The following is a 19377-nucleotide window of genomic DNA, read 5'->3' as shown; positions in this document are numbered from 1 at the left end:
CTATTCGCTCCGGCTTGCCAGCGCGTTCACGGCAGCAACCGTGATCGCGGAGCCGCCGAGGCGGCCCTCGACCGTCAGCGCCGGCACCGGCGGATCGGCCATCAGCGCGGCTTTCGATTCCGCCGCGCCGACGAAGCCAACGGGACAGCCGATGATCGCCGCGGGCCGCGGGCAGTCGCGATCCTCCAGCATGTTGAGCAGATGAAACAGCGCGGTCGGCGCGTTGCCGATCGCGACGATCGCGCCTTCCAGATGCGGCCGCCACAGTTCCAGCGCCGCGGCCGAGCGCGTGTTGCGCATGGATTGCGCGAGCGCAGGAACGGACTCGTCTCCGAGCGTGCAGATGACGGCATTGGCCGCGGGAAGTCTTGCGCGTGTAATGCCTTCCGAGACCATGCGCGCGTCGCACAGGATCGGGGCGCCCTTTTGCAGGGCCGCGCGCGCGAGGGTCGCCATGCCTGATGTGAAGCGGATATGCGCCTCCAGGCCGACCATGCCGGCGGCATGGATCATGCGCACCACAACCGGCTCCTCGTCCGGCGTAAAGCGCGCAAGATCGGCCTCGGCCCGAATGGTCGCGAAGGATTGCCGGTAGATCGCCGCGCCGTCGGTCTCGTAAGTGTGCGGCATCAGTTCCCTCCGACCAGGATGGAGGGATCGCTGACGATATCGGCGCCGCTCAGCCCGCGCAGGACCGGCTCGTCGCGGGTCGAGCCGTCGCGGACGAGATCGAAACCGGCATGCGTCGCAATCAGCGTGACCGCAGCCGTACCGGAATGGGCGCAGCCCTTGCCGCAGCCGGAGACGTGGAGCCGCACATCGGCGGCAATGCGCGGCGCCAGCGCTGCTGCGAGTGCGCGCGTATCGGCGTGAGCTTCCCGGCAGCGCGGCGCGCCGCTGCAGGCGATCACGCGCAGCGCCGGGTCGTACGGCTCGGTGATGAGGCCCGCCCCACCCGGCATCTCGCGCTTGCCCTCGCTGAGCACCATCCGCCAGGGCGTCATGCGCAGCGCATGTCCGCAAGCAGAGAACTGACGGAGCGTGGCGTACAGCATCTGCCCGAACGCGACGCCGACCATCGCGCCTTGCGGATAGTGCCCGGGCCGCGCCGCGGCCATGACGGGCGCCGGCTCGGTCTCGCCGCGCAGCGATTGAGGCAACGCCGCACCGGACGCGATGTGGGCGGCCATGCGCCCTCGCCCGTCCCTCGCGCCGCCGGAGATGATGAACCAGCTTGCGAGCGCCAGCGCCGTGCTCACGGCCTGTCCGCGTGCGACGGAGCGGCCGAGCCTTGCGCCATCGGCCCGCACCAGGAGACGGCCCGAGCGGTCGCGCTCGATACGTATGTCGGCGGAATCGCCAGCCAGAACGCGCGACCTACCGTCATCGATGGCGAAGCCGAACTTGGTGGGAAGCACAAGGCCGGAATCGGCGAGCGCCTCCTCGAGCTCCGCGGCGAGCGACTGCGTTTCGTCGCGGTTGCTCCAGAACGGCGTCACCAGGATGTTGCGCCGAGCTTCGATCTCAGCGTCGGGGTCGAGCAGCTGGAGCTGCGCAAGGCCGTCGAGCAACGGCCGATGGCTCTCTTCCTTGACGCCCCTGATCTGGAGATTGGCCCGGCGTGTGACGTCGATCAGACCATTGCCGAAGCGTTCGGCCAGTTCGGCAAGCCCTGAGATCTGTGGTGCTTCGAGTCGCCCGCCAAACGGACGCACGCGCACCACGAACCCATCGCCCGACAGCATCGGGCGCAGCGCACCGGGACACCAGCCTTTGACTGCGGCCGCGCTCATGAAGCCTCCCGCAGCGCCGCCGCGATCGAATTGCGGCGGGTTCGCCAGAGTGAGGCTTCGTGCAGGCGTGTGAAGCAGGTCTCCATCGCGGCGAGCGCAGACGGATTTTCGCGGGCCATGAAGGCCCGGACGTCGTCATTGCCGAGCGTAGCATCGTAATAGAGGTCGAACAGATGCGGCGGCACGGCGCCCGCGAGATGCGCGAAGGCGGCCATGTGCTCCAGCGTCGCGGTGATCTCGGCGGCGCCGCGAAAACCGTGCCGCATCATGCCGGCGATCCACGCCGGATTGGCCGCGCGCGCCCGGACGACACGCGAGATCTCCTCCGTCAGCGTGCGCGCGCGAGGTTGCTCGGGGTGTGTCGCATCGAGGTGATAGAGCGATGGTCCTTCCGAGCCCAGATGGGCCGCGGCCGCGGCAACACCGGCTTCATGAGCGGCATAGTCGGCCGCAAGCAGCAGATCGGTTTCGGGTAGGTCCTGCACATGGACGAAGGCGTCGGCAGATGCGAGCCGCTGTTCGATGCCGGCGCGATCTGGCTGCATCGCACCATCTGCCGAGAACGCCCAGGACGATGCGGATAGCCAGGCCTCACCCGCCGCATCGCGTGTCTCAGACGTGAAGGCATCCGGGATAGCGGACAATCCGACGCCGTAGTGTCCAGGCCGCGGCGCGAACACGCGGGACGCGCGGGACGCGCGGTGGCGATACGGATTCTCATCGCCCTCGTCCTCGCGCGCCGCGAGCGCCTCGGAGGCGGCTTCGAACATTTGCGCAAGGCCGGAAAAGACATCGCGAAACAGGCCCGACACGCGCAGCGTGACGTCGATGCGCGGACGGCCGAGCTCGGCCGGCGCGATGATGTCGTAGCCGGTGACGCGGCCGGAGGCGTGATCCCAGCGCGGCGCAAGGCCGGCCAGGTGCAGCGCCATGGCGAATTCCTCGCCCGCCGTGCGCATCGTCGCCGAGCCCCAGAGATCGACGATCAGGCCCTTCGGCCAGTCGCCATGATCCTGCAAGTGACGGCGGAGCAGCTCTTCCGCAAGCTTGATGCCTTGCGCATGCGCGGACGGCGTCGGCACCGCGCGCGGATCGACCGCGAAGAGATTGCGCCCGGTCGGCAGCACGTCCTGGCGTCCGCGATAGGGTGAGCCCGACGGGCCCGGCGCAACGCGCCGGCCTGCCAGCGCGGCAAGCAGCGCGGCCCGCTCCGCATCACCGCAGGCGCCGCGGCCGAACACGTGGAGGCCGTCGCCGAACTGGCTCTCCTTGAGATCGCAGACGAAGCGATCGATCCGCGGGATCGCTTCGGCCGGCGCGGCCGAGGCATCGAGGCCGAGATCCTCTTCGAGGCCGGCGGCACGGGCCTCGTCGCGGATCGCGGCGATCAGGCGCTGGCGGCGGGCGGGATCGAGACCGTCGGCGGTCGAATATTCATCGAGCAGCCGTTCGAGCCGGCGCAACCCTTCCGGTACCGCGGATGCTTCCAGCGGCGGCGGCAAATGGCCGATCGTGACCGCGCCGATGCGCCGCTTGGCCTGCGCGGCCTCGCCGGGATCGTTGACGATGAAGGGATAGATGACGGGCAGATCGCCGGTCAGGGCTTCCGGCCAGCACGCAGATGACAGCGCCACGGATTTCCCGGGCAGCCACTCCAGCGTGCCATGCGCGCCCATATGCAGGACGGCGTCACAGCCGTGCTGACTGAGCCAGAGATAGAAGGCGACGTAGACATGGCGCGGCGTGCGGGCGAGATCGTGATAGTCGGCATCGCGCGAGGCCGCTTCGCCGCGTTCCGGCTGAATCGCGACAATCGACCGACCACATTCGATCGCGGCGAATTGGAACGCGCCGTCGCGGCAGCTCGGATCGTCTTCCGGCGCGCCCCAGGCCTGCGCGAGATCGTCCTGCAAGGATTGCGGCAGGCGCGAGAGCGCCGCGCGATAATCGGCGACATTCCAGATCAATTGCTGCTTGAGCAGCGTCTCGCCGAGCGCATGAACCGGAGCGACAGCGTATCCGGCCTCCGCGAGATCAGACACCAGGGCCTCGACCGAAGCGAGCGCATCGAGACCAACCGCATGCGCGATCTGGTGTGGCCGGCCGGGATAGTTCGACAGTACGATCGCCAGCCGCTTCTCGCCGGCCGGCGTCTCGGCAAGGCGCCGCCAGGCCGCGACGCGCGCGGCGACGGCCTTCACACGCTCCGCATCGGGCGTGTGCGCCAGATGCGAGAATTGCAGATCCGGATCGCGCATCGCGGCCGATTTGAAACTCACCACGCCTGCGAACAGGCGTCCGTCGACCTCGGGCAGCACCACATGCATCGCGAGGTCGCCGGGCGACAGGCCGCGCAGCGAGGTAGCCCAGTCCTCGCGCCGTGCCGTCGAGAGCGCGACCTGGAACACGGGGCACGACGCGGCATCGAACGGCGTCGTGCCGTCATCGCCGATCGCGGAGAACGCCGTTGCATTGACGATCGCGGCTGGAAGATTTTGCGCAAGATGCGTGCGCAGCCAATCCGCGACACCGGGGGCCTTCAGCGAGCTGACGAATACGCCATACGTATCAAAGCCGCGCTCGCGCAGCGCCGCGATCAGGGCATCGACCGGACCGGTGTCCGCAGCAGTGAGATAGGAGCGATAGAACGTCACCAGCGCGCGCGGCTTTTCCACGGCACCCGCCGGCGCCGCCATGACGCCACGCGCGGGATCGTAGAATCCCATCTCGGGCACGGTTATCTCGCCGACGACCGGTCCCGCGTAAAGCCCCGAGGCCAGCGCGAGCTGCGCGATCGCGGCCTGCGCCGCGACCGGACCGCCGGTGTCGCAGAGCACCTTGAGCCGCCGCAGCGTCGAGACCGGCAACGTCGAGTACGCATCGAGCCGCGCGTCGTCGCGGCCATCGGCCGGCAGCACCGCCAGCACGATGTTGCGATCCTTGGCGAGTTGTTGCAGGGCCGCGAGCCCATACGGCCAATAGGACTCACCGCCGATCAGCCGCACCAGGATGCCGCGCGCCTGCGACAGCGTGCGCTCGATATAGGTGTCGACCGACAGCGGATGACGGAGTTCGGCGAGATTGGCGAGCCGCAGCGACGGCAGGCTGTTCCGGCCACGCCGCCAGCCGGCCGCGAACGCCGCAAGATCGGAATCCGAATACGAGAGCACCACGAGATCGGCCGGGTCCTGGCCGATGTCTCTTGGTGTCGCGGTCTCCTCGAGACCACGGCTCTCGCGGAAAACGACGTGCATCAGATACCAAGTCCTGCCTTGATCGCAGCCTCGTCGATATCGCCATGCTCGCCGATCACGACGAGCTTCGACTGCCTGACACCTGCGCCCCAGGGCCTGTCGAACTGGTGGCGCACACGCTCGCCGACCGCCTGCAGCAAGAGGCGCATCGGCTTGCCCGCGACCGCGATATAGCCCTTGGCGCGCAGCACGTTCTGCTCGCGCGCCAGGCGCTGCACGGACGCAACCAGCGCATCGATGTCGGCGACTTCCGGAAGGTCGATCACGACGGAAGCGAAATCGTCGTGCTCGTGCTCCTCCTCGCCGTCATGATGCGACGGGCGCGCGGCGAGATCGTTCTCGGCGGCGGCGCCAAGGCCGAGAATGACGCGCGCATCGATCGCACCGTCGGTGACGGAAAGCATCGGCACGCGGCGCGGCATCTCGGCGGTGATCGCCGCCCTGGCGGCTTCGATTCCAGTCGCACCGGCGAGATCCGCCTTGGTCAGCAGCACGATGTCGGCGCAGGCGATCTGGTCCTCGAACACTTCCGACAGCGGCGTCTCGTGATCGAGATTTTCGTCCGCCGCGCGCTGCGCTTCGACGGCAATCGGGTCCGGCGCGAAGCGGCCGGCCGCAACAGCCTCGGCATCGGCCAGCGCGATCACGCCGTCCACCGTGATGCGCGAGCGAATCTCGGGCCAATCGAACGCCTTCAGCAGCGGCTTCGGCAGTGCCAAGCCCGAGGTCTCGATCAGGATGTGATCGGGCCGCACCGGGCGCGCCAGCAATTTCTCCATCGTCGGAATGAAATCGTCCGCGACGGTGCAGCAGATGCAGCCATTGGCGAGCTCGATGATGTTCTCCTCCGGACAGTTCGCATCGGCGCATGACTTCAATATCTCGCCGTCGACGCCCTCGCTGCCGAACTCGTTGACGAGCACGGCGAGTTTCTTGCCATTCGCATTGGCGAGCAGATGCTGGATCAGCGTGGTCTTGCCGGAACCGAGAAACCCCGTGACCACCGTGACGGGGATTTTTGCGAGCGAGTTCATTCAGCGGCCTCCGGCACGACGGCAATGGGGGGAATGCGGGCAAGCGACTGCTTGCGGAATATTTCCGGCCTGCTGCGCCACGGCACGAGGCCATCCGGCGCCGCCGCATAGGCCGCCGCGCCCGCGACCACGTCCTGCGCATTCGTCTCCGACAGGCGGCCATAGACATAGCACCAGCGGCCGGGCGCGCTGAGCGCGACCGAGCAGCCCTGGCTGCAGGCCGACAGGCATTCGACGGGAACCACAGTGACGCCGTCGGGCACGCCGGCGTCGAGGATCGCACCATGCAGGCGCTTGCCGGGCGTCGTCTCGCCCTCGCCAAGCGTCTGGCCGGCGCGGCAGGTGATGCAGACGTGAAGTGTGACGGTCATCGCCTCTTCCAGGATAATCAGCGGGAGGCGAGAGGCACACGGACCCTGACTCGAGAGGCCGTTTCCCCGTCGCGGAACACCCCGTCCGCCGGCCCAAAACTCTTCGCGCTGGCAGGTCTCCCGGCTTGCGGAGCAGGGCTTTGCCCTTCGATCCCCGCCTTCCCGATTCCCGCGGGAATCAGTGGCTTCGGGCATCTCTCCGGTCACGGTCGCGGGGGCGGCTGCATTTTGGACCCAAATCCTGCCGATTCGGACCCTATCGCATTCCCTCTTCGCCTGTCATAGGACAGGAACCAACGCCGGGCCACCATTTGCCCGTGGCTGCCACTTGTCAAGCCGAAGGACTGGACCGATGACGCCTGAACCGGACACCCGAACGGGCGAGGAAACCGACGCCCGGCACGCCCAGAAGATGGCGAAGAAGAAAGCCGCCCGCGACAAGATCATGGCGACCAAGAGCGGCGAAAAGGGCCTGATCATCGTCCACACCGGCAGCGGCAAGGGAAAATCCTCCTCGGCCTTCGGCATGATCGTCCGCTGCGTCGCCCATGGCCTGCCCTGCGCGGTCGTGCAGTTCATCAAGGGTGCCTGGGACACCGGCGAGCGCCGCCTGCTCACCGGCCATTTCGGCGATCTCTGTCAGTTCCACGCGATGGGCGAAGGCTTCACCTGGGAAACGCAGGACCGCGCCCGCGACATCGCCGCCGCGCGCGCCGGCTGGGAGAAGGCCAAGGAACTGATCCTCGATGAGAGCTTGCGCATGGTCGTGCTCGACGAGATCAACATCGCGCTGCGCTACGATTATCTCGACATCGCTGAGGTGGTCGACTTCCTGACCACGCAGAAGCCGCCGATGACGCATGTCGTGCTCACCGGCCGCAACGCCAAGGACGAGCTGATCGAGATCGCCGACCTCGTCACCGAGATGACGCTGGTCAAGCACCCGTTCCGCTCCGGCATCAAGGCGCAAGCCGGCGTCGAGTTCTGAGTCTCTTCGGCGATGACGCGCGCATTGATGATCCAGGGAGCCGGCTCGGACGTGGGCAAGTCGCTCATCGTCGCCGGCCTTGCGCGCGCCTTCACGCGGCGGGACTTGCGCGTGCTGCCGTTCAAGCCGCAGAACATGTCGAACAACGCGGCCGTCACCGTCGATGGCGGCGAGATCGGCCGCGCCCAGGCGCTCCAGGCGCTCGCCGCCGGCGTCGAGCCGCATACCGACATGAACCCGGTGCTGCTGAAGCCCGAGACCGATGTCGGCGCGCAGGTCATCGTTCACGGCAAGCGCATCGCCACGGCGCGTGCGCGCGACTACGTCGCGATGAAACCAACATTAATGGGCGCAGTGCTGGAGAGCTTCGAGCGGCTGAAGGCGCGCGCCGATCTCGTGCTGGTGGAAGGCGCCGGCAGTCCTGCCGAGGTGAACCTGCGCAAGGCCGACATCGCCAATATGGGCTTTGCACGCAAGGCGGACGTGCCGGTCGTGCTGGTCGGCGACATCGACCGCGGCGGCGTGATCGCGCAGCTCGTCGGCATCAAGACGGTGATCGACCCCGACGATGCCGCGATGATCCGTGGATTTGTCATCAACAAATTCCGCGGCGATCCCACGTTGTTCGACGACGGCTACAGGCTGATTGAAGACAAGACAGCCTGGCGCGGCTTCGGCGTGCTGCCCTGGTTCACGCGTGCCGGCGAACTGCCGGCCGAGGATGCGCTGGGCCTGAGTGATGCGCGAAAGCCGGGCCGATGCAAGATCGCCTGCCTTGCGCTGTCGCGCATCGCCAATTTCGATGATCTCGATCCGCTCAAGCTCGAGCCGGGCGTCGATCTCCTCATGGTGCGTCCGGGCGAAGCCATACCCGGCGATGTCAGGCTCGTCATCATCCCGGGCTCGAAATCCACCCGCGGCGATCTCGCCTTCCTGCGCGCGCAGGGCTGGGACATTGATCTGCTCGCGCACCACCGAAGGGGCGGCCATGTGCTCGGCCTCTGCGGCGGCTATCAGATGCTCGGGCACAGCGTCGCCGATCCCGATGGCATCGAAGGCCCCGCGGGTGACACGCCGGGACTCGGACTTCTGGACGTGAAGACGGTGATGACCCCGCAGAAGACGCTGACGCGAGTGACGGCCGTGCATGCGGCGACGGAGCAGCCGATCGAGGCCTACGAAATCCATATCGGCCGCACCGACGGCCCCGATTGCGCCCGCCCGTTCGCGAAACTGACTGGCGAGCCGGAAGGCGCAATCTCGCAAGATGGACGCGTGCAAGGCAGCTATCTGCATGGCCTGTTCACGTCGGATGATTTCCGCAAGGCGTTCCTGGCCAGGCTCGACATTCCCGCAGGCGACGAGCCCTATCGCGCCAGGGTCGAGAGCGCGCTCGACGCCCTCGCCGATCACATCGAAACCCATCTCGACGTCGACGGCCTGCTCGCGCTAGCGCGCTAGAGAACTCAGGTTGACCGATGGCCGCGGCTCGTTCACCTCTCCCGCTTGCGGGAGAGGTCGGCGCGATGCGCCGGGTGAGGGCTTTCTCCTCTTGGGGATTGTCCCGTCGCGGAAACACCCTCTCCCCGCACCTCTCCCGCAAGCGGGAGAGGGAGTGCATCGTCGTTGCTGCGACCAAGCTCATGTTCATCATGCGCCAGGGCCTCGCCGAGCCGCGCCCATTCGGCTTCGCTGCCGGGAAGCCCGAGCCGCAGCCATGTCGGTTTCCGCGCAAAGACGCGCGACCAGATTTGGCGATGCGCGAGCTTCTCCTGTGCGGCAGGCGCGCCAGGCGTTTCGTACAAGCGAAACAGCGGCGTGCCGCCAACGGGCCGCCAGCCTTGCGCGAGTGCGATGTCGTCGAGGCGGCCGCAGTCGCGCGCAAGCCGCGCGGATGTGGCCTCGGCCCAGGCCTGGTCATGCAAGGCGCGACAGCCGATCGCGATCGCCGCTCCCGAGACCGGCCATGGACCCGACATCGCCGCGAGCCTGGCGATGTCGGCGGCATCGCCGATCGCGAAGCCGAGGCGCAGGCCGGCAAGACCATAGAACTTTCCGAAGGAGCGCAATATCAAAAGTCCCGGCCGATCCGCGTCCGGCGCGAGCGACAATTGCGGCACGGCATCCGCAAAGCTCTCGTCGATCACGAGACGGCCGACGCGCGGCAGCAGCGCCAGCAGATCCCCGGGCATTTGATGCCGGCCGTCGGGATTGTTGGGATTGACGACGACGGCGAGATCCGCGCCCGCCAGCGCCTCGAGCTCGCTGACCTCCTGCACATCCCAGCCCGCGGTCGACAGCACGCCGGCATATTCATTGTAGGTGGGCGCGAGGATGCGGGCGCGGCCGGGCGGCGCCAGCTGCGGCAGCAATTGAATGGCGGCCTGCGCGCCCCCCATCGCAACGACCGGTGCACGGGTGCGATAGGCCTGCTGCGCCGCCCGATGCAGCGCCTCGATCTCGGCACGCGAGGGCAGCGCGCTCCACGCATGCAAGCTCACCTCACCCACCGGATAAGGCAGCCGGTTGATCCCGGTCGACAGATCGATCCAGTCCTCCGCGCGTCCACCAAAACGCTGCTGGGCCTGATCCAGATTTCCACCGTGCTCGCGCATGCCCCGTTGTTTCACGCGAAAGCCAGGACCGCAAGCAGGCCGGCGAGCAGCAGCATGGTGCGACGGTACAGCGTTAGTGCCTCGTCGATGTCGGCGGCGCGCGGATCGCGCGCGCCTTCGTTCAGCCAGGGCTCGTCGGTCGCGCTGCCGTGATAGATGCGGGGACCGCTGAGCCGCACACCGAGCCCGCCAGCCATGGCCGCCTCCGGCCAGCCGGCATTGGGCGAGCGATGACGGCGCGCATCCCGCGTCATGCACGACAGCGCCTCCGACCGGTGCGGCGCCAGCAGCACGAAGAGAAATCCAGTCACCCGTGCCGGAATGAAATTGGCGACATCGTCGATGCGCGCCGCCGCCCAGCCGAACGCTTCATGCCGTTCGCTGCGATGGCCGATCATGGAATCCAGCGTGTTGATGGCCTTGTAGCCGAGGATTCCAGGCAAGCCGAGCAGCGCGCCCCAGAACACCGGCGCCACGATGCCGTCGGAGGCGTTCTCCGCGAGGCTCTCGATCGTCGCGCGTGCGATGCCGGCTTCATCGAGCGCAGCTGGATCGCGGCCGACGATGCGGGACACCGCGTCGCGTGCAGCGGCGATGTCGCCATCGCGCAACGGAGCTGCGACGGCGGCCACATGATCACGCAACGAGCGCAGCGCGACCAGGGGCCAGGCCAGGATGCCCACCGCCATGATCTGAATCCAGCCTGAGGGAAGCAAGGATTGAAGCCCCCAGCCGAGCGCGACCGAGAGCGCGATCACCGCGAGCGCGCCGGCAACGCCGGCAGCGCGGCGCAACGCCGGCGGATCGGATGCGCGATTCCAGGCGGAGTCGATCGCGGCAATCAGCCAGCCCAGCCAGGTGACGGGATGGCCGATCCGCGCGAACAGCGACGACGGCCAGCCCAGAAGGGCATCCACCGCCATCGCCACTGCCATGGCCCCCGCAAAATCCACGCAAATCTCCCGTCTCGCTCCGCCCCTGTTGCGCAAGACGGCGGCCGAGCGCAAGCCCCTCGCCACCTGATTTCGGCTTTGTCTTTGGGCGCGTTTGATGATTAGTGCTGGCGACAGGAGACCCTCATGGCCGTCATCTTGATCACCGGCGGAGCGCGATCGGGCAAGAGCACCCGGGCGGAAGCGCGCGCACGCAGCTTTCCCGGCCAGCCCGTCTACATCGCAACCGCCGAGGCGCTCGATGGTGAAATGGAGCAACGCATCGCACGACATCGCGCGCGGCGCGGAACCGATTGGATCGAGCGCGAGGTCCCGCTCGATCTCGTGCCGGCGCTGCTCGCAACCGATGGCGGAGGCGCGAGGCTCGTGGACTGCCTGACGCTGTGGCTCTCCAACCTGATGCATGCGGCGCGCGACTGGGAGCGAGACGTGAGAGAACTCGCCGGCTCCCTGCCCCGCCTGAGCAGCCCCGTCGTCCTTGTGACCAACGAAGTCGGCCTCGGCATCGTGCCCGACAACGCGCTGGCGCGCAGCTTCCGCGACGCCGCCGGGATCATGAATCAGATCATTGCCGATGTCGCCGACGAGGTCGAGTTCGTCGTCGCCGGTCTGCCGATGAAGCTGAAATGATCCCGCGCGCCGAGCTCTTGCGAGACGTCGTCGCCGATCTCAGGATCGCAGCGTCGTTCGTCACGATCCTGCCCGTCGCATCGTCGAAGCCCGCCGGCGACGGTGCGATCGCGCGCGCGACCTGGGCCCTGCCCGTCGCGGGACTGCTGGTCGGCCTCGCCGGCGCCCTGGTCTACAAGATCTCCATTCGGTTCGGACTGACACCGAACCTTGCCGCGCTGCTCGTGCTGGCCACGACAGCCCTCATCACCGGCGCGCTGCACGAGGACGGACTTGCCGACACCGCCGACGGACTCGGCGGCGGCCGGACACGCGAGCGCAAGCTCGAGATCATGCGCGACAGCCGGATCGGGACCTATGGCGTCTGCGCACTGATCCTGTCGTTCGGCCTGCGCTGGAGCGCGCTCGCGGCGATCGCCGATCCATGGGCCGTCATGCTCGCGCTGTGCGCTGCGCACGCTGCCGCCCGCGCCGGCGTGCCGGCCTTCATGTCGCTGGTCGCCCCGGCGCGGACTGATGGGCTGTCGGCCGGCGCCGGATCGCCGCCGGGCCGCAGCGTCGCCATCGCCTTCGCTGTTGGAACCCTTGTGCTTGCCCTGACGTTGGGGCCGGGCAAGGCGCTGGTTGGCCTGGTCCTGCTGTCGCTCGCCGGCCTGATGCTGGCGCGGCTTGCCATCCGCCAGATCGGTGGGCAGACCGGCGACATCCTCGGGGCGTTCGAGCAGCTGGGCGAGATCCTGATCCTGCTGGTAGCCGCCTCCTTCCCGTTGGGACATTGACGTCATGGTCGAGTTCGACGACGCCTTCCGCCGGCACTTGCACGAGCTGTTCGTGTGGCGCCGCGACGTGCGCCGCTTTCGCAGCGACCCGTTGCCGGCCGGCGCCATCGATCGCCTGATCGAGACGGCCTGCCTCTCGCCCTCGGTCGGGCTCAGCCAGCCCTGGCGCTTCGTCATCGTCGACGACGACGCGCGGCGCCGGGCCGTGACCGACGATTTCAAGGCATGCAACGCCGACGCGTTGAATTGCTATTCCGGCGACCGCGCCGCGCGCTATGCCACGCTGAAACTCTCGGGTCTCGAACAGGCCCCTGGTCACCTCGCCGTGTTCGCGGACAAGGCCAGCGACATCGGCCACGGTCTCGGTCGCGCGACCATGCCGGAGACAACCGAATATTCCGTGGTCTCCGCGATCACCGCGATGTGGCTCGCCGCGCGCGCCGAGGGCATTGGTCTCGGCTGGGTGTCGATCCTGAGCCCGGATCGGATCCACGCCATTCTCGACGTGCCCAGCTCCTGGAAATTCATCGCTTATCTCTGCATCGGCTATCCGGAGATCGAATGCGACCGGCCCGAACTGGAGCAGGCGAAATGGGAGCACCGGCGCGGTGCGGACGAGTTCACGCTGCGGCGGTAGAGCACCTTTGCGCGCAGATCATGCTCAGACAATGATCCAAGGCGCGATGATGATTCACCCTCATCTGATCGCAGCAACCGTGTGAAACATTCGCGTTGGACTCAAATCAACGGTTCGGATTCAAGCCTCCTTAATTTCTTCACGAGTAGATATAAGTTGTTACAACCGATTATTACACGCAATTGCGACAACCATAGGGATGCTGGCATACCTTCAAGAGGCTCCTGGCAGACGAAAGCGGCGCTACGGCTATCGAATATGGCCTTATCGCTGCAGGCATCGCGTTCGCTGTCATTGGCTGCCGTCAAGAACACCGGCACCGCATTGAGCGGCGTCTTCACGAGCGTCAGCACCAAGCTGACCACACCCTAAACCTTCACGAAAAGCGGGGCGGCCCAGCCTCCCAGCGGCGGACTGCCGGAGATCCGAGCTCCAAGGATACTTTGGTCAATCCAGGGCCGCCCTGCTTGCCTCTTCCAGCGAGCGCGCCCGAGCCGCCCACATCGGCAGCAGGCGGCCCCAGTGAGCCAAGTAGATCAGGCCGCACATCTTCGAAGGCAGACATCTCCCGTCTAAGGCGTTAATCTTGAATAAATCACTTTTAAGTAGTGAAGATCATCATTCACTGACCTTCCTGCAAGGGCTGCCTTCCCGGATGGCCGCGCATTTAAGGATTCCTTTGTGCGGCCATAGATAGCTCTCCACCCAAAGCAACCATAAGGTGTTGAAGGGAACAAATGCACGACCGGTCGAACACGGATGACCGACTACTGTCCACCGTCACATGGCAGACCACCTTGGCGATCGCTCTCTTGGCGGCGCTCTCGCTCAGCCTTGTGGGTTTGAGCTGCAGCATTGAAGTGTCAGCCGATACCCTCGTGTGGATGGCCTTCTATGCGTTTTTCGCTATATATTTCAGTTTCGTTCGACCGAATTCACAGGTCGCGCGTGTTCTCATCTGCTTTGGTCAGCTCGTTGTCGTGATCCTCATGGGAATCATGCTGAGCTACGCCGCGTCCACAGTGCCGCTGCCTTACCGCGACGCGCATCTCCACGCTATGGATCAGTGGCTTGGATTCGATCGCGCCAGCTATCTCGCTGTCTTGAGCAGGCACGATGCACTCCGCAACGCACTTTCCTACGCCTACAACTCCATGATGTCGCAAAACATCTCGGTGTTGGCCGCCGCCATTCTGACCCGACGGCTTGACCGATTGCAGTTCTACATCATCGCATTTGCGGTTGCTGTAACGGCGACCGCCGCAATTGCATGCTTCATTCCGGCGGCGAACGCGATAATCTATCTGGACAAAGCTCCTACTGAATTATCGACCTTGCCGGGCGGCGGGCACAGCTATTTCCCCATCCTCGAAGGGCTTCGCAACGGAACGCTACGCGTCATCGATTTTCGGTCCGTGGAGGGGCTGATCTCCTTCCCGAGCTTTCACACGGCCAATGCCATTTTGTTTGTTTGGGCTCTTTGGCCGATTCGTATCTTGCGCTTCTTTCTCGTTCCCCTGAATCTCCTTCTCATCGCCGGGACGCCCCTCTGCGGCGCGCATTATGCCGTGGACGTCATTGGCGGCGCTGCTGTGGCATGCGGAGCCATTGCTGCAACGACTTGGCTGGTCCGGGCGCATTGCCCGAGCAACGACCTCGTGCAAGCTATTCCCTCGCCGATTGACTGGAGGCCATGGCTGCACCCGATCTGGCTCAGCGCGTCCGCACGCCTGTCTCGTCCTCGCGGCCAAACCGCTCCACCAGAAAATCGATGAACAGCCGCACCTTCACCGACAGATGCCGCGTCGGCGGATAGACTGCGTACAGGGCGAGCGGCGGCGCGGAATAGTCCTGGAGCACGACGCGCAATTCGCCTTTCCGCACGGCATCTGCGGCGATGAATTCAGGGAGCAGCGCGAGCCCCCTGCCCTTGATCGCCACGTCGCGCAGCACCTCGGCATTGTTGACGCAGAGCGACCAGGCCGGCTGGATCCAGTGATCGCCATCGCTGCCTGAGAGCTTCCACTGGTTGCCGGTGAGCAGGAAGCCATAGGTCAGCGAGGTGTGTCCGCGCAGATCCTGCGGATGTCTTGGCGTGCCGTGACGCGCGAGATAGTCGGGCGAGCCACAGATCATGCGCGCCACCGGCATGATCTTGCGCGCGATCAGGCTGGAGGATTCCAGCTCCGCGATGCGCAGCGTGACGTCGAAGCCGTCCTGCACGGGATCGAGCAGATCGTCGCTGAGCACGATCTGGAGCTGAAGCTCGCCATAGCGCGCCATGAAATCGGCGAGCGCCGGCCCGAGCCGCATCGTGCCGAACGACATCGGCGCGTTGACCCGCAACAGGCCACGCGGCGCCGACTGCGCCTGCGTCACCGCCTGGTCCGCGGCCTCGATCTCCGAGAGGATCACGACCGCGCGTTCGAAATAGCGCTGGCCGTTCTCGGTCGGGCTGGCGTGCCGCGTGGTCCGGTTCAACAGCTGAACCCCGAGACTCTCCTCGAGGTCGGCGACGTATTTGCTGATCGCCGAGCGCGACAGCCGCAGCTGCCGGCCGGCCTCGGCAAAGCTCCCGCTTTCGACCACCTTCACGAAAGCCCGGAGGCTGCCGAGCTTATCCAAGGGTTCGTCCCGGCGATTGTTTCCAAATCGTAGACATAGCCGTCATAATTGCATGGATTGTCTCCAATCCCAAGCGGAACAATATTTCCGGCCAGAGCAAGCCCGCTCCCCAAATCTTGGAGGACGACAATGTCTGGACTGCACCATGTCACCGCGATCGCCGGCGATCCCATCAGGAATTTCGGCTTCTACACCCGCGATCTCGGCCTGCGCTTCGTCAAGAAGACGGTCAATTTCGACGATCCCGGCACCTATCACTTCTATTATGGCGACGAGACCGGCCGCCCCGGCACCATCCTGACCTTCTTCCCCTGGGCGGGCGTTCCGGCCGGACGCCGCGGCGTCGGCGAGACCCATCAGACCGCCTTCCGCGTGCCGCAGCGCTCGCTCGGCTACTGGACGCAGCGTTTCACCGAGAAGGGCATCGCGTACGAAGCGCTGGAGAAGCGCTTCGGTGAATCCGTGCTGCCGTTCACTGATCCGGATGGCATGGCGCTGGCGCTGGTCGGCATCCCCGGCGCCGAGAACGAGCCCGGCTGGAGCAACGGCGACGTGCCGGCCGAACACGCCATCCGAGGCTTCCACGGCGTGACCTTGCTGCTGGACAGCGCGGCGAAGACGGCCGCCGTCCTCACCGACGTGTTCGGCTTCAAGGAGACCGGACGCGAAGGCTCGGTGATCCGCTTCAAGGCTTCAGGCGATGCCGAAGGCAGCGTCGTCGATATCTACGAGGCCAAGGGCTTCTTGCGCGGGCACCAAGGCGGCGGCTCGGTGCATCACATCGCCTTTCGCGCGGCTGACGATGCCGAACAGGGCAAGATGGCGCAGAAGCTCGTCAGCAATCACGGCCTGCACCCGACCGAGCAGCGGGACCGCAACTACTTCCGGTCGATCTACTTCCGCGAGCCCGGCGGCGTGCTGTTCGAGATCGCGACCGACATCCCCGGCTTCGCCGTCGACGAGCCCGTCGCGACGCTGGGGCGTGAGCTGAAGCTGCCGAGCTTCCTCGCCCCCCCGCGGGTCACTTCAAATTCCTCCGGGTGTGGTCAGTCAAATTCCTCCACCCGCGAGGCAGGACAAGGGACTGTTAGTTTGAGTTTGTTTCCCGGGCAAGAGCTTCAGCGGCTTCTTTGAGCCGATAGCTGCGTCCGTCGAACTCAAGCAGATGGCAATGATGCATAAGGCGATCGAGGATCGTCGTGCTCATAGTGTTGTCCCCAAGGTATGCCCCCCAATCCTGCACGACGCGATTGGAGGTGACGATGACGCTGCGGCGCAGTTTGTAACGCTGATGGATCAGGGTCTGCAGCAAAGTGCCGGCGTCGTCGGGGATGGCGCGTGCGAGGAATAGATCGTCCAGCACGAGGAGATCGCAGTCGATGATGGTTCGCAGCCGGACCTCGCGTTGTGCCGGAGAGTTCAGGGCGTAGCGGTGGAAGAAGTCGTCGGTCTCAAGATACTGGACCTTGTGGCTTTGCAGGATCGCCTGATAGGCAATCGCCTTGGCGATGTGCGACTTCCCGGTGCCAGGTTTGCCAACAAGCAGAGCGTTCTCGCCAGCGGCAATGAACGCCAGGGTGTGGAGCTGGAAGCAGGTCTGACGTGGCAGTTTGGGATTGAAGGACCAGTCGAACTCGGCGAGCGTCAGCTTTTCGTCGAGCCCGGATTGCTGGTATCGCCGCTCGATAAGACGGGACTGACGACGGTCCAGTTCATCCTGCAGGATAAGGGAGAAGGTCTCGAGGAAGGGCTGGTTGGCGCCCTGCGCCTGGAGCACGCGCGTCTGCAGCGTGTCGCGGACACCCGACAGGCGCAGCTGTCGTAGGCAACGCTCAATTTCCGGCATGGTCATCATGTGGCTAGGTCTCCAGTTTAAGGTGAGAAGGTGCAGCGGGAGCGCTCGTGGCGCCGGAGTTGGCCGGGGTTGCGCAGGCGACACGAGCGCGGATTGCCGTGGCGTGATCGTCGTGAGCCTCGGCCTGCCGACCATTGTCGTCGGCGTCGCGCCGCACAGCGCGGCTGAAGAGGTCGCCGTATTCCGCGGGGGTACGGATCAGCGGATGATCCTGGGTGAGCGGCGATGCCGGCTGTGGCGTCACTCCAACCTGCTCGATCGCCTGTTCGAACAACCGCTCGACGGTCGCACGCACGTGCTTGTAGCGGTAGATGCGGTTGTCGATGGCGTGCGCGCAGGCCTGCTCGACCAGCCGCGCCGGATACTTCCGGCCCAGCCCGACAATGCCCCACATCGCGCGCTGTCCGGGGCGCCCTTCGGTGTCGAACACCTGCTGGCACAAGGCCCTGGTCTGCGGTCCGATGCGCTCGGCGCTCGCCAGCAGCACGGCGGTTTGCCGCGACGGGTTGAACGGCCGTTCGCTGGTCGGCAGGACGACAGAACCGGGGTGCGCCATCCGGGAATGAACACGCAGCAGCGCACGGGTGTGGCGATCACGGATCTCGATCGTGGTGGTGTAGATGCGCACGACGACCTGGCTGCCGATCGGCGCGGGCCGCGCGGCGTAATAGCTGTTGTCGACGCGTACGGTGGTGTCGTCGCAGACAGTCCGGACGACTTCGGTGAAGATGCGGAAGGGAGCGACAGGCAGCGGCCGCAGGTGCGGCTTCTCTTCCTGGAACATCGCCTCGACCTGACGGCGCGTGCTGCCGTGGATGCGTTTGGAAGCCCAGTTCTCCTCCCAGTGCCTCAAGAACTCGTTTTGCGCCTCCAGCGTCTCGAAGCGCCGTCCGGCCAGCGCAGTGCCCTGGGTATGTTGAATCGCATTCTCGACGCATCCTTTCCGATTTGGATCGGCCACGCGCGCGGGATCGGCGACCACGGCGTAATGAGCCAGCATCGCGCTGTAAATCGGGTTGAGCTGGGGCTCGTACAAATCCGGCTTGAGGACGCCTTCCTTCAGGTTGTCGAGCACGACATAGCTGGGGACCCCGCCAAAATACCGGAACGCCTCTTCGTGGAGCTGCGCCCAGACTTGTTGGCTGGACTTCCAGACTACCCGCCGGAAGCTGCGCCGCGAGTAGCGTAGCGTCATCACGAACAGGCGGGGACGACGGTACCGCCCGCTCTTCGGATCAACCGTCGGCGCGCCCTCGCCATAGTCGACCTGAGCTTCCTCGCCGGGGAGGAACTCAAGACGATCAAACTGCTCAGGATCAGCGTGCCGCAACCGGCGCACAAACCGCTTGACACTCTGGTAGCTGGACGGAAAGCCAAATTGATCAACCAGGTCCTGGTAAATCGCCTGCGCGTTCCGCTTCAGCCGGACCTGTTCTTCGATCCACGTCCGATGCGCTTCGCAAGCCGAACGGGCCAGGCTGCTGGTGACCGTCGCTTCCGATGTCCCAAAAGCCGGTGGTCGGGGTGGAGGAATTTGGCCGTCCGCGCTCACCGAGCCGGTGGTCACTTCCCCGGGGGAATTTGCCTCCGCACCGGCCCGCAGCGCCTGATAACGCCGGATCGTCTTGCGATCGACACCCGTCAGCCGGTGAATCTCGCGCTGGCTGGTGTTGCGATCAAGTAATGTAAGTACGGTGCTTTGCAGATGTCGCTTCAAGACGTTCAACTCCCCGGCCCCTTGCTGGCTAAAGGGGTCGAACATAAACGTCCTGCCTGACCGGCTACTGCTGTTCAGCGGCGCTGACGGCGATCATCAGGTGGGGGAGTTTCAAGTGACCATACC

At 65.9% G+C, this 19377-nt stretch carries 15 protein-coding genes, 3 pseudogenes and 1 riboswitch; of the genes and pseudogenes, 8 read left to right on the top strand and 10 right to left on the bottom strand.

Features of this window, described 5'->3' with window-relative positions; translation table 11 throughout:
- From ABIF91_RS30725 to ABIF91_RS30705, 5 genes are read right to left on the bottom strand one after another with little or no spacing between them, the layout of a single operon-like run.
- The gene (locus tag ABIF91_RS30725) at nucleotides 1-630 is read right to left on the bottom strand and encodes a precorrin-8X methylmutase (protein WP_028177790.1); all 630 of its coding nucleotides are present in this window, start codon (nucleotides 628-630) and stop codon (nucleotides 1-3) included.
- Nucleotides 630-1793 carry a precorrin-3B synthase gene (gene cobG, locus ABIF91_RS30720; protein WP_028177791.1) on the bottom strand — a complete coding sequence of 388 codons (1164 nt, stop codon included), beginning with the start codon at nucleotides 1791-1793 and terminating at the stop codon, nucleotides 630-632. Before cobG ends, ABIF91_RS30725 begins: the two co-directional genes overlap by 1 nt.
- The gene (gene cobN, locus ABIF91_RS30715) at nucleotides 1790-5047 is read right to left on the bottom strand and encodes a cobaltochelatase subunit CobN (protein WP_424579569.1); all 3258 of its coding nucleotides are present in this window, start codon (nucleotides 5045-5047) and stop codon (nucleotides 1790-1792) included. Before cobN ends, cobG begins: the two co-directional genes overlap by 4 nt.
- Nucleotides 5047-6081 carry a cobalamin biosynthesis protein CobW gene (gene cobW / locus ABIF91_RS30710; RefSeq protein WP_028177793.1) on the bottom strand — a complete coding sequence of 345 codons (1035 nt, stop codon included), beginning with the start codon at nucleotides 6079-6081 and terminating at the stop codon, nucleotides 5047-5049. Before cobW ends, cobN begins: the two co-directional genes overlap by 1 nt.
- On the bottom strand, nucleotides 6078-6452 hold the full coding sequence (locus ABIF91_RS30705) for a DUF1636 family protein (protein ID WP_028177794.1): 375 nt from the start codon (nucleotides 6450-6452) through the stop codon (nucleotides 6078-6080). Before ABIF91_RS30705 ends, cobW begins: the two co-directional genes overlap by 4 nt.
- Nucleotides 6453-6545: 93 nt before the next feature.
- Nucleotides 6546-6765: riboswitch (cobalamin riboswitch) on the bottom strand.
- A gap of 39 nt (nucleotides 6766-6804) precedes the next feature.
- Between ABIF91_RS30705 and cobO the strand changes: the two genes are divergently transcribed.
- Both cobO and ABIF91_RS30695 read left to right on the top strand, forming a co-directional pair.
- Nucleotides 6805-7440 carry a cob(I)yrinic acid a,c-diamide adenosyltransferase gene (cobO, locus tag ABIF91_RS30700; protein WP_028177795.1) on the top strand — a complete coding sequence of 212 codons (636 nt, stop codon included), beginning with the start codon at nucleotides 6805-6807 and terminating at the stop codon, nucleotides 7438-7440.
- A gap of 12 nt (nucleotides 7441-7452) precedes the next feature.
- The gene (locus tag ABIF91_RS30695; protein ID WP_028177796.1) at nucleotides 7453-8901 is read left to right on the top strand and encodes a cobyric acid synthase; all 1449 of its coding nucleotides are present in this window, start codon (nucleotides 7453-7455) and stop codon (nucleotides 8899-8901) included.
- Nucleotides 8902-9095: 194 nt separating this feature from the next.
- On the opposite strand, the pseudogene cobD reads toward ABIF91_RS30695, so the two are convergent.
- Nucleotides 9096-10055 (bottom strand): annotated as a pseudogene (gene cobD / locus ABIF91_RS30690) (threonine-phosphate decarboxylase CobD); the annotation flags it as partial.
- Nucleotides 10056-10066: 11 nt separating this feature from the next.
- Nucleotides 10067-11008 carry an adenosylcobinamide-phosphate synthase CbiB gene (cbiB, locus tag ABIF91_RS30685; protein WP_284280622.1) on the bottom strand — a complete coding sequence of 314 codons (942 nt, stop codon included), beginning with the start codon at nucleotides 11006-11008 and terminating at the stop codon, nucleotides 10067-10069.
- A gap of 126 nt (nucleotides 11009-11134) precedes the next feature.
- Between cbiB and cobU the strand changes: the two genes are divergently transcribed.
- The 5 genes and pseudogenes from cobU to ABIF91_RS30660 all read left to right on the top strand — a co-directional run bounded on the left by cobU (nucleotide 11135) and on the right by ABIF91_RS30660 (nucleotide 14829).
- The gene (cobU, locus tag ABIF91_RS30680) at nucleotides 11135-11638 is read left to right on the top strand and encodes a bifunctional adenosylcobinamide kinase/adenosylcobinamide-phosphate guanylyltransferase (RefSeq protein WP_028181773.1); all 504 of its coding nucleotides are present in this window, start codon (nucleotides 11135-11137) and stop codon (nucleotides 11636-11638) included.
- On the top strand, nucleotides 11635-12417 hold the full coding sequence (gene cobS, locus ABIF91_RS30675) for an adenosylcobinamide-GDP ribazoletransferase (RefSeq protein WP_028181774.1): 783 nt from the start codon (nucleotides 11635-11637) through the stop codon (nucleotides 12415-12417). Before cobU ends, cobS begins: the two co-directional genes overlap by 4 nt.
- Nucleotides 12418-12421: 4 nt before the next feature.
- Nucleotides 12422-13054, top strand: a complete 633-nt coding sequence (gene bluB, locus ABIF91_RS30670) for a 5,6-dimethylbenzimidazole synthase (protein WP_028181775.1) — start codon at nucleotides 12422-12424, stop codon at nucleotides 13052-13054.
- A gap of 224 nt (nucleotides 13055-13278) precedes the next feature.
- Nucleotides 13279-13426, top strand: a pseudogene (locus tag ABIF91_RS30665) (Flp family type IVb pilin).
- Nucleotides 13427-13791: 365 nt separating this feature from the next.
- Nucleotides 13792-14829: a phosphatase PAP2 family protein gene (locus tag ABIF91_RS30660; RefSeq protein WP_424579568.1), complete on the top strand. Its 1038-nt coding sequence runs from the start codon at nucleotides 13792-13794 to the stop codon at nucleotides 14827-14829.
- Here ABIF91_RS30660 and ABIF91_RS30655 read toward each other — a convergent pair.
- A complete protein-coding gene (locus tag ABIF91_RS30655) occupies nucleotides 14768-15679 on the bottom strand; it encodes a LysR family transcriptional regulator (RefSeq protein ID WP_284280627.1) in 912 nt (303 codons plus the stop codon). The two genes, ABIF91_RS30660 and ABIF91_RS30655, sit on opposite strands and share 62 nt — an antisense overlap.
- A 129-nt stretch (nucleotides 15680-15808) precedes the next feature.
- On the opposite strand from ABIF91_RS30655, the pseudogene ABIF91_RS30650 reads away from it, so the two are divergent.
- Nucleotides 15809-16699: pseudogene (locus tag ABIF91_RS30650) on the top strand (ring-cleaving dioxygenase); the annotation flags it as partial.
- A 67-nt stretch (nucleotides 16700-16766) separates the two neighbouring features.
- Here the strand turns inward: ABIF91_RS30650 and istB are convergent.
- Nucleotides 16767-17534, bottom strand: coding sequence for an IS21-like element IS1631 family helper ATPase IstB (istB, locus tag ABIF91_RS30645; RefSeq protein ID WP_038952109.1), 768 nt, complete (start codon nucleotides 17532-17534; stop codon nucleotides 16767-16769).
- 4 nt (nucleotides 17535-17538) lie between these two features.
- Nucleotides 17539-19296 (bottom strand): IS21-like element IS1631 family transposase, encoded by a 1758-nt coding sequence (gene istA, locus ABIF91_RS30640; RefSeq protein WP_100214066.1) that lies wholly within the window; start codon nucleotides 19294-19296, stop codon nucleotides 17539-17541.
- Nucleotides 19297-19377: the final 81 nt, after the last annotated feature.

It is taken from the genome of Bradyrhizobium sp. USDA 241 (assembly GCF_049739505.1).
In the GTDB taxonomy this organism is placed as follows: domain Bacteria; phylum Pseudomonadota; class Alphaproteobacteria; order Rhizobiales; family Xanthobacteraceae; genus Bradyrhizobium; species Bradyrhizobium liaoningense.
Note: the sequence above shows the minus strand (reverse complement) of the source record. Positions and strands in the feature narration are given on the sequence as shown.